Annotated in this window: 12 protein-coding genes and 3 tRNA genes; 8 read left to right on the forward strand and 7 right to left on the reverse strand. The window is 55.3% G+C overall.

Translation table 11 applies throughout. From position 1 onward, the window contains the following. Positions 1–11: 11 nt before the first annotated feature. Together hpaX and hpaA are read left to right on the forward strand one after the other, a co-directional pair. Positions 12–1,382 (forward strand): 4-hydroxyphenylacetate permease, encoded by a 1,371-nt coding sequence (gene hpaX, locus ABIE29_RS01760; protein WP_429616564.1) that lies wholly within the window; start codon positions 12–14, stop codon positions 1,380–1,382. Positions 1,383–1,463: 81 nt separating this feature from the next. Further along, a complete protein-coding gene (hpaA, locus tag ABIE29_RS01765; protein ID WP_429616565.1) occupies positions 1,464–2,360 on the forward strand; it encodes a 4-hydroxyphenylacetate catabolism regulatory protein HpaA in 897 nt (298 codons plus the stop codon). 11 nt (positions 2,361–2,371) lie between these two features. On the opposite strand, the gene ampH is transcribed toward hpaA, so the two are convergent. Beyond that, on the reverse strand, positions 2,372–3,514 hold the full coding sequence (ampH, locus tag ABIE29_RS01770; RefSeq protein ID WP_429616566.1) for a D-alanyl-D-alanine-carboxypeptidase/endopeptidase AmpH: 1,143 nt from the start codon (positions 3,512–3,514) through the stop codon (positions 2,372–2,374). A gap of 141 nt (positions 3,515–3,655) precedes the next feature. After that, the gene (locus ABIE29_RS01775; RefSeq protein ID WP_429616567.1) at positions 3,656–4,726 is read right to left on the reverse strand and encodes a GGDEF domain-containing protein; all 1,071 of its coding nucleotides are present in this window, start codon (positions 4,724–4,726) and stop codon (positions 3,656–3,658) included. A 238-nt stretch (positions 4,727–4,964) separates the two neighbouring features. On the opposite strand from ABIE29_RS01775, the gene ABIE29_RS01780 reads away from it, so the two are divergent. Further along, complete coding sequence (locus ABIE29_RS01780; protein ID WP_429616568.1) at positions 4,965–5,249, forward strand: DUF1435 domain-containing protein; 285 nt, start codon at positions 4,965–4,967, stop codon at positions 5,247–5,249. Positions 5,250–5,328: 79 nt separating this feature from the next. Here ABIE29_RS01780 and ABIE29_RS01785 read toward each other — a convergent pair. The 4 genes from ABIE29_RS01785 to ABIE29_RS01800 form a co-directional block, all read right to left on the reverse strand. Then, a tRNA-Leu gene (locus ABIE29_RS01785) sits at positions 5,329–5,415 on the reverse strand. A gap of 43 nt (positions 5,416–5,458) precedes the next feature. Beyond that, positions 5,459–5,545: transfer RNA gene (locus tag ABIE29_RS01790), tRNA-Leu, on the reverse strand. A gap of 35 nt (positions 5,546–5,580) precedes the next feature. After that, positions 5,581–5,667 (reverse strand) — tRNA-Leu (locus ABIE29_RS01795). 114 nt (positions 5,668–5,781) lie between these two features. Then, positions 5,782–6,684: a LysR family transcriptional regulator gene (locus tag ABIE29_RS01800; RefSeq protein WP_429616569.1), complete on the reverse strand. Its 903-nt coding sequence runs from the start codon at positions 6,682–6,684 to the stop codon at positions 5,782–5,784. Positions 6,685–6,801: 117 nt separating this feature from the next. Between ABIE29_RS01800 and ABIE29_RS01805 the strand changes: the two genes are divergently transcribed. Beyond that, positions 6,802–7,794: an aldo/keto reductase gene (locus ABIE29_RS01805; protein ID WP_429616570.1), complete on the forward strand. Its 993-nt coding sequence runs from the start codon at positions 6,802–6,804 to the stop codon at positions 7,792–7,794. A 237-nt stretch (positions 7,795–8,031) separates the two neighbouring features. On the opposite strand, the gene rsmC is transcribed toward ABIE29_RS01805, so the two are convergent. Continuing rightward, a complete protein-coding gene (gene rsmC / locus ABIE29_RS01810; RefSeq protein WP_429616571.1) occupies positions 8,032–9,075 on the reverse strand; it encodes a 16S rRNA (guanine(1207)-N(2))-methyltransferase RsmC in 1,044 nt (347 codons plus the stop codon). A gap of 143 nt (positions 9,076–9,218) precedes the next feature. On the opposite strand from rsmC, the gene ABIE29_RS01815 reads away from it, so the two are divergent. The 4 genes from ABIE29_RS01815 to osmY all read left to right on the forward strand — a co-directional run bounded on the left by ABIE29_RS01815 (position 9,219) and on the right by osmY (position 12,989). Further along, on the forward strand, positions 9,219–9,656 hold the full coding sequence (locus tag ABIE29_RS01815; RefSeq protein ID WP_429616572.1) for a DNA polymerase III subunit psi: 438 nt from the start codon (positions 9,219–9,221) through the stop codon (positions 9,654–9,656). Continuing rightward, on the forward strand, positions 9,601–10,044 hold the full coding sequence (gene rimI / locus ABIE29_RS01820) for a ribosomal protein S18-alanine N-acetyltransferase (protein ID WP_429616573.1): 444 nt from the start codon (positions 9,601–9,603) through the stop codon (positions 10,042–10,044). The genes ABIE29_RS01815 and rimI overlap by 56 nt, the downstream gene beginning before the upstream one ends. 194 nt (positions 10,045–10,238) lie before the next feature. After that, entirely contained in the window at positions 10,239–11,828 is a 1,590-nt protein-coding gene (gene prfC, locus ABIE29_RS01825) for a peptide chain release factor 3 (RefSeq protein ID WP_429616574.1), read from the forward strand. A 546-nt stretch (positions 11,829–12,374) separates the two neighbouring features. After that, positions 12,375–12,989 carry a molecular chaperone OsmY gene (gene osmY / locus ABIE29_RS01830; RefSeq protein ID WP_429616575.1) on the forward strand — a complete coding sequence of 205 codons (615 nt, stop codon included), beginning with the start codon at positions 12,375–12,377 and terminating at the stop codon, positions 12,987–12,989. Positions 12,990–13,102 lie beyond the last annotated feature (113 nt).

A 13,102-nucleotide genomic window follows, 5' to 3' on the forward strand; every position in this document is an offset into this window, starting at 1 on the left:
TCGGAGTCACCATGAGCAACGTCGATTCGCTCAAGCCGCTGAACCCGGCAGAGCAACATAAAGCGTTAAGCGCCACCGAGCAGTCGGTGATTAAAAAGTTATTTCGGCGCCTGATTATTTTCTTATTTGTATTGTTTGTTTTCTCGTTCCTTGACCGCATCAACATCGGGTTTGCCGGTTTGACCATGAAGCAGGACCTTGGTCTTAGCTCCACCATGTTCGGCCTGGCGGCAACGCTGTTTTACGTCACCTACGTGATCTTCGGTATCCCCAGTAACATGATGCTGAGCAGGGTGGGGGCGCGGCGTTGGATCGCCACCATCATGGTGCTGTGGGGCATTGCTTCTACCTGCACCATGTTCGCCACTGGGCCAACCAGCCTGTACGTGCTGCGAATGATCGTCGGCATTACCGAGGCGGGTTTCCTGCCAGGGATCCTGGTGTATCTTACCTACTGGTTCCCGGCGTTCTACCGTGCCCGGGCCAACGCTTTGTTTATGATTGCCATGCCGGTCACGATGGCGTTGGGGTCGTTGGTGTCCGGCTATATTCTGGCGCTGGACGGCATGATGAACCTGAAAGGTTGGCAATGGCTGTTCCTGCTGGAAGGGATCCCTTCGGTGATCCTCGGCGTGGTGGTGTGGTTTTACCTGGACGACACGCCGGCCAAGGCCAAGTGGTTGACCAGCGAAGAGAAGGCCAGCCTGAAGGCGATGATGGAAGCCGACAAACTGCAACTGGTGCAGCCGGAAGGGCCGAGCAGCCACCGTGCATTGCAACAGCGCAGCCTGTGGCGTGAGGTGCTGACGCCGGTGGTGCTGATGTATACGCTGGCCTATTTCTGTCTCACCAATACCCTGAGCGCCATCAATATCTGGACGCCGCAGATTTTGCAGAGCTTCAACCAGAGCAGCAGTAACATCATGATCGGTTTTCTGGCGGCGATCCCACAAATCTGTACCATCGCCGGTATGATCTGGTGGAGTAAACGTTCGGATCATCTGCAGGAGCGTAAATTCCACACCGCGCTGCCTTATCTGTTTGCTGCGGCGGGTTGGTTGCTGGCCTCGGCGACCAACCACAGTATGGTTCAACTGCTGGGGATCGTGATGGCGTCGGTCGGTTCGTTTACCGCGATGGCGATCTTCTGGACCACGCCGGATCAGTCGATCAGCTTTGAAGCTCGAGCGGTGGGGATCGCGGTGATCAACGCCACCGGTAACATCGGCTCGGCGGTCAGCCCACTGTTGATCGGCTGGTTCAAGGATGTGACCGGCAGCTTTAACTCCGGACTCTATTTTGTCTCGGCGTTGTTGATTATCGGGGCCGTGCTGGTATGGCGTATCCCGATGAAGGATTCACGCCCACGGGCCACGCCATAAACTTTGGATACTGCTTGAGAAGAGCCCCTCTCCTTTTGGGAGAGGGGGATTTTCCTTCTCTTATTTTCATCGGAGGACAGCGTGCAGAAAAGTACCGGCTTTATCGCCAATATCGATATTGGCAAAGAGTATGACGCGCGTTACGCCGCTGATGAGGTGCACTACGAAACCTTTGCCGGGCTGGCGGCGTTTTTTGGCCGGGATATGCAGGTGCACTGGCACGATCGCTTCTTCCAGCTGCATTATCTGGCCACCGGCAGGATCGAACTGCAACTGGACGATCAGCACTATTCGGTGCAGGCTCCGTTGTTTATCCTCACCCCACCCTCGGTACCACACGCCTTTTTCACCGAACCGGATAGCGACGGCCACGTGCTAACGGTGCGCCAGGAGCTGATCTGGCCGCTGCTGGAACGCCTGTATCCGGGCAGTAATCTGGCGCTGGATATGCCGGGGATTTGCCTTTCGCTGGCCGCAGTACCGCAGGAGCTGGCGGCGCTTGGGCATTATTGGGAACTGATCCGCCGCGAGTTCAGCCAAAAGATGGCTGGGCGCGAACAGACGCTGGCATTGCTGGCTCAGGCGGTATTCACGCTGATGCTGCGCAATACTTCATTGGATGACAAGGCTGCCAGTGGTGTACGCGGCGAACTGAAGCTGTTCCAGCGTTTTAACAAGATGGTGGACGAGCGTTTTCGCGATCACCTGTCGGTGCCGGAATATGCCCAGTCGCTGGGGGTGACGGAATCACGCCTCAACGACCTGTGCCGCCGCTTTGCCAACCGGCCACCCAAACGGCTGATCTTCGATCGCCTGTTGCGTGAAGCCAAACGGCTACTGCTGTTCAGTGCCTGCACGGTGCATGAAACGGCCTACAGCCTGGGGTTCAAAGATCCCGCCTATTTCGCTCGCTTCTTCAATCGGCTGGAAGGCTGTTCGCCTTCCGCCTATCGCGCTACGCAACACGTGCTGTCGTAAACAGGTGCAGGTCAGCCTTTGTTGGCCACCAAATCCGCGACCAGCCGGTTGACCGGATCGCTCATGTTGGTGAACTTGGTCAACTCCGAGCGGGTAACGACCACAAACACGCCGATATTTTGCTGCGGCACCATCGCCATATAGGTGATGAAGCCGCCGCCGCCGCCGGTTTTCTGGATGATCCCTGGCAGGCCATCTTTCGGCGCCATGTATACCCAGCCCAATCCCAAAGCAGAGGCTTCACCCGGTACATCCATCCCTTTCAATGACACCAGGTCCTGGCGCTGGAAATACATGGTTTGTTCAGTTAACGCGGTTGGCTTGCGCGAGCCGCTTACGTTGGAGGACAGGAACTGCTGCATCCAACGTTGCATATCGCGCGGCGTTGAGTAAACGCCACCGCTGCCACTGGCGGCCGTGGTATCGCGGCAGGCGCTTGGCCCAGAGGCGGCCACCATTAGGCGTGAGCACTGTTCGGCGCTCGGCGTCAGCGTGGTATCAACCATCCCCAGTGGGCCAGTGACCTTCTCACGCAGCAAGGCGTTATAAGGCTTGCCAGCGGCGCGTGACAGCGCATCGGCCAGCAGATCGTAGGCCAGGTTGGAGTAGGCTGCCCGCACGCCCGGTGGCACGGTAATGGTGGCATGGGCCAACCACTGCCAGCGCTGTGCCTTGGTGGGCCAGGTAAACACCGGCGTTTTTGGTGGTTTCTTGCCGGGTTGCTCACGCGGCAGGGCGCTGGTGTGCGTGGCCAGGTTCAACAAGGTAATCGGCTGGCGTGAATTGTAGGCTGGGACGATGGCCCCTTTGGGAGCATATTTGCGCAGCGGATCGGTGAGTTTGAGCTTACCTTCCGCCGCCATTTTGACCATCACTTCGCTGGTCATCAGCTTGGTGATGGAGGCGATGCGGATCAGGGAGTCTGGCCGTGGACGCAGATCGTTGCCCGGTTTGGTATCGCCAAAACTGCGGTTAACTACCTGATTGTTATCGATAACCACCAGCGCCATACCGGTGGCGCCACTGTTATAGAAGATATGTTCGGCATACCGATCGACAATCTGTGAGGTGAGTTGTGCATCGGTCGCCTGGCTGGCTAACGGTGTGGCACACAGGCCAAGCGCCAGCAATAACGTGGAGAGTGAGGTCTTCAACGGTCGTGTTCCATTTAAAAATGTGGCTGGAAAGGCGTAAGTTGTCCGCTAGTGTAATGCGCTATGGCGCGATTGGCATGTGGTAAAAGTGGCGACAGGTAAAAGTTTTTCACCTTTCCCCTTCCGACGAAGGGGAAAATATCAGGCGACTGGCTGCGGGTGGGAGGCTAGCTGGATATTGTTGCGGCCACGATTTTTAGCCCGATACAGCGCGGCGTCGGCGGCACAAATCGCCGAGTCGATGTCCAGCTTATCCAGCGCAGATATTCCGGCGCTTAACGTCACCTTGGTCGTCTCCTGCGCGTGGAAACGATGGGAGATGGTCAATTCCTGCACGCATTGGCGCACCTTTTCCGCCAGATAGGCCGCGTAGTCTTCACCGACGTTGGTCAGCAGTACTAAAAACTCTTCTCCGCCGTAACGCACCACGATATCCCGCGAGCGCACCGCATCGCGGATGGTCGCTGCCACCTGGACTAATGCCTGATCGCCCAGGGTGTGGCCGTAGCGATCGTTGTAGACCTTGAAGTGGTCGATATCGAGTAGTAGCACAAAGTGGTTGCCCGAGGTCGGCGAGAGCAACTGATCCAGCTTGCTCTCCAGCCCACGGCGGTTATACAGGCCGGTTAGCGGATCGATCATGCTCAGATCGCTGAACTTGTCCCGTTCGTGATACAGGTTGGTCACCAGATGTTGGGTAAACATTTCACTGCGTTTCAACAGCAAATGATGCACTGAGAAAGCAACGATCGGCAGCAGGGTGGTGAACAGAATACGCATGGTGTTATGCATGCCGTCCAGCCACAGGATAATCAGCGCCGAAGGTATAGCATGCAGGCAGAAGGCGAGCAGGTTATCCGTCAGCGAGATCGCGCTGATAAAGAAAATACTGAATAGGCTGATCAGCAAAAAGCTATGGTTGTCACTGGCGGTGAGCTGGCTCTTGCTGTAGATGTGCCCCGCCCATAGCAGCCCGAGGGTGATGGCGAGCAGGTTGAGCCTTTGGACGTAGTGGCGGGGCGAATACAGCGTAAATAGCATGGCCGCCAGGCAAATCGGCGGAATGCAGATGAGCGGCAGCGTGAATGCCGGGATCTCTTTAAAGGGCACGAATAAAGTAAAAATGGCAGAAGCTGCATTCATCAACAAGAAAAGAAACAGGGATAAACGCTGTTTGCTGGTTTGCAGTTGCTGATAAGAACGCGAGTTCATACGGGGATCACTCTTTACCAATGGGGCCGGTCGAAGGAAAATGTTAGACAACGCCTGCTGAATAATTCCAATTGGTTATTATTAACAGACTATAAAAGTTAAGAATTTTCTTATATGAAGCTAACATTTTTACAGCAGGCTGTCATCCGCGTTCAGCCGGATATTGAAAAGAGTGCGGGCCCAAAAAAAGTGTTATATGATATTGGTTATCATTATCACTTAAAAGGTGGGGGTTATCATGTTAGCTGCCATGGTTACCGCTTGCGGATTGTGGGGCATCAGTTGGTGTCTGGGGAATCGGCTTGCCAGCGCCTGGGGCGTGTTGCTGCCCTGTGCCCTGATGCCCTTTCTGGCGTTGATCGACCTGGATATGATGCAACTGCGTACCCTGATCGTGGTTGCCATGCTGGCCACGCTGGTCATGCTGTTTAACAGCCGCTGGCGTCATTACCTGCTGCTCCCCTCCTGCATGGCCCTGGCCGGTGGTTTGGCCGCAATCAGCCTGCATTTCGGCTTTAACTGAAACGCAAAAATCACGCCAGAGCGTGTTGGATTTTTCAGTGAGTTTTAATGCAGGAACCGCCAGAAGAGAACCCATCAAGTGGTGCGAAGAGAGGGACTTGAACCCTCACGTCCGTAAGAACACTAACACCTGAAGCTAGCGCGTCTACCAATTCCGCCACCTTCGCACAGTCTGATGTGTTACTTTGATGTTGATTTATATCACCAGCTTGGTGCGAAGAGAGGGACTTGAACCCTCACGTCCGTAAGAACACTAACACCTGAAGCTAGCGCGTCTACCAATTCCGCCACCTTCGCATTCGATGCTGTGCAATATAAATCATGTGGTTATTTGGTGCGAAGAGAGGGACTTGAACCCTCACGTCCGTAAGGACACTAACACCTGAAGCTAGCGCGTCTACCAATTCCGCCACCTTCGCTCACCAGATACGCTACCGGAGTAACGCTACCACGGAGGCGAATTCTAGAGATTTTGGCGGGTACGTCAATAGTTATTTCCTGGATTGGAGGCGTTTGCTGTAAAAAACGGCATATCAGCGGTTTTTATGGCCTTCAAACAACGTAATCAGCCAATCAATCAATACCCTGACTCGCGGCGCGAGGAAACGGCCTGGTGGATACATGATGTAGATCGGCATCGGCGGGGGAGGCGTATCGGCCAGCACTTCCACCAGTTCGCCACTTTGCAGCCAGGGGGAGATGATATAACGCGCTGCCTGGATCAGCCCCAATCCGGCCCGGCAGGCACTGGTATAGGCATCGGCCCCGCTAACGCTCAATCTACTTGGCAATTCGCGTAACTCAAGGTGGCCATCGCGGTAAAATTCTAGCGGGTAGTTGCGGTTACTCACCAATGAGAAATAGCCCACCACCCGATGATGTTGCAACTCATCAATCGACTGTGGAGTGCCAAACGCCCGTAGATAACCGGGAGAGGCGCAGGTGAGCTGCGGCAGTTGGGCAATCCGTCGGCCAACCAGCGTATCGTCTGCGGTTCCCAAAGCCCGCAGCACACAGTCCACCCCTTCGCGCAGCAGATCGACATGGGTGTCGTTGGCCCCCAGCGCAATTTCTATCTCTGGATAGCGCTGATAGAACTCATCCAGCGCCGGGATGACGATTTCCCGCGCCAGCGAATGGGGCATATCGATCCGCACCTTGCCAGTGGGTCGCAGCTTGTGGTGGCTGAACAGGGTATCCGCTTCTTCCAGGGCGTCCAGCAGGTGCAGACAACGTTGGTAGTACAGTGTCCCTTCGGCGGTGACCTGCACCTGGCGTGTGGTGCGCACCAATAATCTGACGCCAAGCCTCTGCTCCAGGCGTTTGAGCACGTTGCTAACCGTGGCACGCGGCAGTTGCAACCGTTCGGCTGCGCGGCTGAAGCTGCCTAGTTCCACGATCCGGGTAAAGATGCGCATAGCCTGAACCTGATCCATCTTGCCACCTACATTGTTGGTGATTTATGAATAGTGATGTGCAATCTGCATTATTTATCTTTGTGGCATAAACAACCAGACTTTGTTTCGACATCCATGTTCAATAAGGAGCACACAATGCAACAGCGCAAATTAGGAACTAATGGCCCCCTTGTCTCTGCCCTGGGTTTAGGTTGCATGGGGATGAGCGATTTCTACTCCACCGGTTATGATGAGCAAGAAGCGATCGCCACGTTACATCGTGCGCTGGAGTTGGGGGTGACTATGCTGGATACCGCAGATATGTACGGCCCGCATACCAATGAACAGCTGGTAGGCAAGGCGATCAAAGGCAAACGCGACCAGGTATTCCTGGCCACCAAGTTTGGTATTGTGCGCGATCCTGCCGATCCCATGGCGCGGGGCGTGAGCAGTAAACCGGACTATATCCGTCGCTCGGTAGAAGGCAGTTTGCAGCGGCTGGGGGTAGAAACCATCGATCTTTACTACCAGCATCGGGTCGATCCGACGGTGCCGATCGAAGAGGTGGTTGGCACTCTGGCAGAGCTGATTAAAGAGGGCAAGATCCGCCATATCGGGCTTAGCGAAGCCTCCGTTGCCACTTTGGAGCGGGCGCAAAAAGTCCATCCGATAACCGCTTTGCAGACCGAATATTCCCTGTGGAGCAGAGATGTCGAGCAGGGGCAGCTTGCCGCCTGCCAACGTCTGGGCATTGGTTTTGTGGCCTATAGCCCGTTAGGGCGCGGCTTCCTGACCGGGGCATTCCAGCGGATAGACGATCTGGCGGCAGATGATTTCCGCCGCGACAATCCGCGTTTTCAGGGGGAAAACTTCGCTCGCAATCTGGAGCTGGTGGCCAAGGTGAGCGAACTGGCCAGGCAGAAAGGCGTTTCCCCGTCGCAACTGGCGTTGGCCTGGGTGATGGCGCAGGGGGAACATATTGTCCCAATCCCTGGCACCAAACGTCGGCGCTATCTGGAAGAGAACGTGGCGGCAGCGGAGATCACGTTAAGCGAGCAGGAACTGGCGGCTATCGAGGCGGTATTCCCACTGGCAGGCGTGGCAGGTGCACGTTATACGCCGGTAGGTATGGAGTTGATTAACGGCTGACGACATACCCTGGGGGGAGTCAAGGCGAGAGAGCGCCCCTCACCCCAACCCTCTCCCGATGAACAAATCGGAGGCGTCAGGAACACTTGTGCGGGGGAGAGGGGGCGGGTACGGAGCTGTGGTCAGGTACAGAAGTTATTCAGTCGCATGGCTGAATTTATAGGTAGGGTGCTGTAGTCAAATGGTGGCACGATCGATCCCCTCTCCCTGTGGGAGAGGGTTAGGGTGAGGGGCTTGTTACCTTTTCTTCTTCGCATCGCGTGGCTGGCGTGCCACGGTGGCTTTGTACACCTTGAAGCGACCGTTCTGTGCCAACACTTCATGGCTGCCGAAGGTGGCATCCAGAATGTCCGGGTAAGGCAGGAAGGCGTTGGCGACGATGCGCAGTTGGCCACCGATTGGCAGGTGTTTTAACGCTCCGCGGATCAGCGTTTCTGCCGCGGTCAGGCTGGTGGCCAGGCCGTCATGGAACGGTGGGTTGGAGATGATCAGGTCAAAGCGGCCGGTAATGTCAGAGTAGACGTTACTGACGATCACTTCCCCTTCAATACCGTTGGCAGCCAATGTCGCCCGGCTGGATTCTACGGCTGCGGCGTTGACGTCGCTGAGGGTCAGCTTCATTTTCGGCGACAGTTTAGACAGCACCGAAGCCATTACGCCAGCGCCACAACCCACGTCCAGCACTTTGCCTTTCATGTGTTTTTCCAGCGTGGAGAGCAGCAGTGAACTGCCAACGTCCAGGCCGTCACGGCTGAACACGCCTGGTAGCGTCTTCACTTCCAGATCGTGCAACTGATAGCTTTCCCACCAGTCGGCCAGATCAAACTGGGTCTGCACATCGATGCGGCTATGATACAACCCACAGCGGCGAGCGCTGTCGATCTTGGCAAGCGTGGCATGGCCTTCCAGCGTTTGTTCCGCGCTGCGTACGCCACTGCGGTTTTCACCGACGACAAAAATTTCTGCACCAACCGGCAACAGGGCCAGGATATTGCACAGTTGGAACTGCGCTTCCTGCTTGCTCTTTGGCCAGTAATACACCAGCGTATCGCACTCTGCGACGAAGGCAGGATCGACCGTCAGGCCGAACTGTGCATGCTCTCCCATCGTCCGGTTCAGTAACTGCCAGTGATGGTATTGCTGGGTGTGGACACGCACATCCACGGCCTCGAATTGGGCCGGCAGGGTATCCTGCAGATCGCCGGCAAACAGCACGCGGCGTTCCATAAATTCATCACTGTGGCGCAGCATGACTTCACTGGCGGGGGTTAATGCAGACATCAGTTTTCGGCTCCTCAAGATTTAGCCGGGGATTATAGAGCTTTGTGGCCAGATGTTCGACGGGTTTATTGGCGCAGGGCCTGTGGGTTTGCTAGCATAGCGCGGCATAAGGCAGGTAGGGTGCGTCACACACGGGGATCGGCATGGCATCAAAACGCGACTGGTTGTTACAACAGCTGGGGATTACGCAGTGGACATTACGCCGCCCTGGAGTGTTGCAGGGGGAGGTGGCGGTAAGCGTGCCCCCGAACGTGCGCCTGCTGGTGGTGGCGCAGGCATTGCCAGACCAGCACGACCCGCTGTTTTGTGACGTGCTGCGCAGCCTGGGGCTGACGGCGGCACAAACCTATGGCCTGACACCGGATCAGGTAGCGATGCTGCCGCAAGATACCGAGTGCAACAGTTGGCGGTTGGGCGTCACGGAGCCGCTAGCGGTGGCCGGCGCGCAGCTACATAGCCCGGCGCTGGCCGAGCTTTCTCAAGATGCGGGTGCGAAACGCGCACTCTGGCAGCAGATTTGTCATCATGAACAGCATTTCTACCCTGACAGCGGCCGATCTGGCCACAGCCTTCAAGATTGAACAAGCCAGCCATGCGTTTCCCTGGACGGAGGCGACGCTAGCCAGCAATCAGGGCGAACGTTACCTTAACCTGAAACTGGAAACCGAAGGGCAGATGGCGGGCTTTGCCATTACCCAGATCGTGCTGGACGAAGCCACGCTGTTTAATATCGCCATCCATCCAGGCTGGCAGCGCCGGGGCTTTGGCCGCACGCTGCTGACCGCAGTGATTGAACAGTTGGAAACGCGCGGCGTTGTTACGCTATGGTTGGAAGTTCGTGCCTCAAATAGCGGTGCGATAGCTCTCTACGAAGACCTTGGCTTCAATGAAGTCACGGTGCGCCGCAACTATTACCCCGCAGCCAGTGGCCGTGAAGACGCGATCGTGATGGCGCTGCCGCTGGGGTAGCGACTTATAGTCCTCCCTTTGTGCAGCCGGTTTGGCTTGCCATTATCTTATGCCGAAGAAACCATTGATTGTCACCGGTTGGTAAATCAGCGAAAATACTCGGCTACTATCTTTTTATTACCGCTTTGCCTGGCGCCGCGATCGGCGCGTTGTGATGATGAGCAGGGCGGACTAACCATAGAAACGTGAAAAACATGTCTCCTAGTGAATTCGCCCGCGAAGTTGCGAAAAGAAGAACTTTCGCCATTATCTCGCACCCCGATGCGGGTAAAACCACCATCACCGAGAAGGTGCTGTTATTCGGACACGCTATCCAGACCGCCGGTACGGTAAAGGGCCGTGGCTCCAGCCAGCACGCCAAATCCGACTGGATGGAGATGGAAAAGCAACGTGGTATCTCGATCACCACCTCGGTGATGCAGTTCCCGTACCGCGACTGCCTGGTTAACCTGCTCGATACCCCGGGGCACGAAGACTTCTCCGAAGATACTTATCGTACCCTGACGGCGGTGGACTGCTGCCTGATGGTGATCGACGCCGCAAAAGGCGTTGAAGATCGTACCCGTAAGCTGATGGAAGTTACCCGCCTGCGTGATACGCCGATCCTGACTTTCATGAACAAACTTGACCGTGACATCCGCGATCCGATGGAAGTGATGGACGAAGTTGAGCGCGAACTGAAAATCGCCTGCTCGCCGATCACCTGGCCGATCGGCTGCGGCAAGCTGTTCAAAGGGGTTTACCATCTCTATAAAGATGAAACCTATCTGTACCAGACCGGTAAAGGTCACACCATTCAGGAAGTGCGCATCGTGAAAGGGTTGAACAACCCGGAGCTTGATGCTGCCGTAGGCGAAGATCTGGCCGCCCAGCTGCGTGATGAACTGGAACTGGTGCAAGGGGCTTCCCATGAGTTTGAGCAGGAAGCCTTCCTGGCAGGCGAACTGACCCCGGTGTTCTTCGGTACCGCTTTGGGCAACTTCGGTGTTGATCATATGCTTGATGGGCTGGTGGCCTGGGCGCCTGCGCCAATGCCGCGGAAAACCGATACCCGTGAAGTGGTCGCCGCCGAAGAGAAATTCGCCGGCTTTGTGTTCAAGATCCAGGCGAATATGGATCCTAAACACCGCGACCGTGTGGCGTTTATGCGCGTGGTGTCTGGCCGCTATGAGAAAGGCATGAAACTGCGCCAGGTTCGTACCGGCAAAGACGTGGTGATCTCCGATGCGCTGACCTTTATGGCCGGTGACCGCTCGCACGTTGAAGAAGCCTACCCAGGTGACATCATTGGCTTGCATAACCACGGTACCATTCAGATCGGCGATACCTTCACCCAGGGTGAGGATATGAAGTTCACTGGTATTCCGAACTTTGCGCCAGAGCTGTTCCGCCGTATCCGCCTGCGCGATCCGCTGAAACAGAAACAGCTGCTGAAGGGGTTGGTCCAGCTCTCGGAAGAGGGGGCGGTGCAAGTATTCCGCCCAATCGCCAACAACGATCTGATCGTTGGTGCGGTGGGCGTGCTGCAGTTCGACGTGGTGGTTGCCCGTCTGAAGAGCGAATACAACGTGGAAGCGCTGTATGAATCGGTGAACGTCTCCACCGCCCGTTGGGTAGAGTGCGACGACGTGAAGAAATTCGAAGAGTTCAAGCGTAAGAACGAGCTGAACCTGGCGCTGGACGGCGGCAACAACCTGTCGTATATCGCACCAACCATGGTTAACCTCAACCTGACGCAGGAACGCTACCCAGAAGTGGTGTTCCGCAAAACTCGCGAGCATTAATCTCGTCAACAGGGCGCTTCTAAGCGCCCTGTGTTTTCCTTCTTCAGCCCCATCCTGCTAATTATTAAACTCTTCTCATTAATCCTTTCGTCTAAAGCGAACAAGATTTTCCGCGATCTGGCGGCAAGTTTTCGCTGATGGTCTATATTTGTCAGGGTGAATAGCGACATCTGAGCGTAAAATACTATCGTATCCACATATTTTAGAGAGTTATTCGGTGGTGTTGCCGATCGGAGACAGTCCTATCTTAGCAATATCAATAAGATAGTGATGGGGATCCCAAATCAACTGCCATATGTCTCCAATAGGCGACGGTTTTACGCTCAATTGTTGCTCATTTGTTTTGTTGTTGTTGATTTTTAACGGCGTTTTTAACTTGGCACGGGCATTGCTACAGTGTTAATCGTAGCGTTAACCGTAAAGCAATAGTCCGGTCGTGAACGTTGATTGTATAGAGATCGTGAAGTATTCATTTGAGTTAGCCGCACTCTGGCGGCACCAGAGCCCACAGCCGTTTGGGGTTCTACAACAAGAAGGAAGAGATCGATGAAAAATACCAAGTTTGCACATTCGCTGATGGCAGTCGTTTTGGGTTCGGTACTGGTTAGTGGTTCGGCCCTGGCTGAAGAGACCTTGATGAACAAAGCATCCGGCGTAGTTGATAGTACTGGTGCCAAAATCGATAGCTCCATGAAAAAAGTCGACAGCTATATGGATGACAGCGGCATAACGGCTAAAGTTAAAACTGCGTTGGTTGACGAGAAAGCCATCAAAAGTACCGACATCTCGGTGAAAACCGAAAAAGGTGTGGTGACGTTGAGCGGCTTTGTCGCCACTCAGGCTCAGGCCGAGCAAGCGGTTGGCGTTGCCGGTCGGGTGGAAGGGGTCAAATCCGTTAGCGATAAGCTGCACGTGAAAGATGAAGCGACCCAGTCGGTGAAATCTTATGCGGGTGACACCGCCACCACCAGCGAACTGAAAGCTAAACTGCTGGCCGATGACATCGTGCCTTCACGCAACGTGAAAGTAGAAACCACCGATGGTGTGGTGCAGCTTTCCGGTGAGGTGAAAACCCAGGCGCAGTCTGACCGTGCAGAAAGTATTGCCAAAGCCATTGGTGGCGTGAAAAGCGTCAAGAACGATCTGGCAGTAAAACCTTAATCGTCAGTAACAGTAAGCGATAACTCCCAGGCTAACGCCTGGGATGCACTACCAGAAATAGAATAATCCGCGGTTTTAAGCCGCACCCAGCAGGGGCGAGCCAAACGCGAAAT

The sequence above is a fragment of the Serratia sp. 2723 genome (assembly GCF_050434425.1).
Taxonomy (GTDB): Bacteria; Pseudomonadota; Gammaproteobacteria; order Enterobacterales; family Enterobacteriaceae; genus Chania.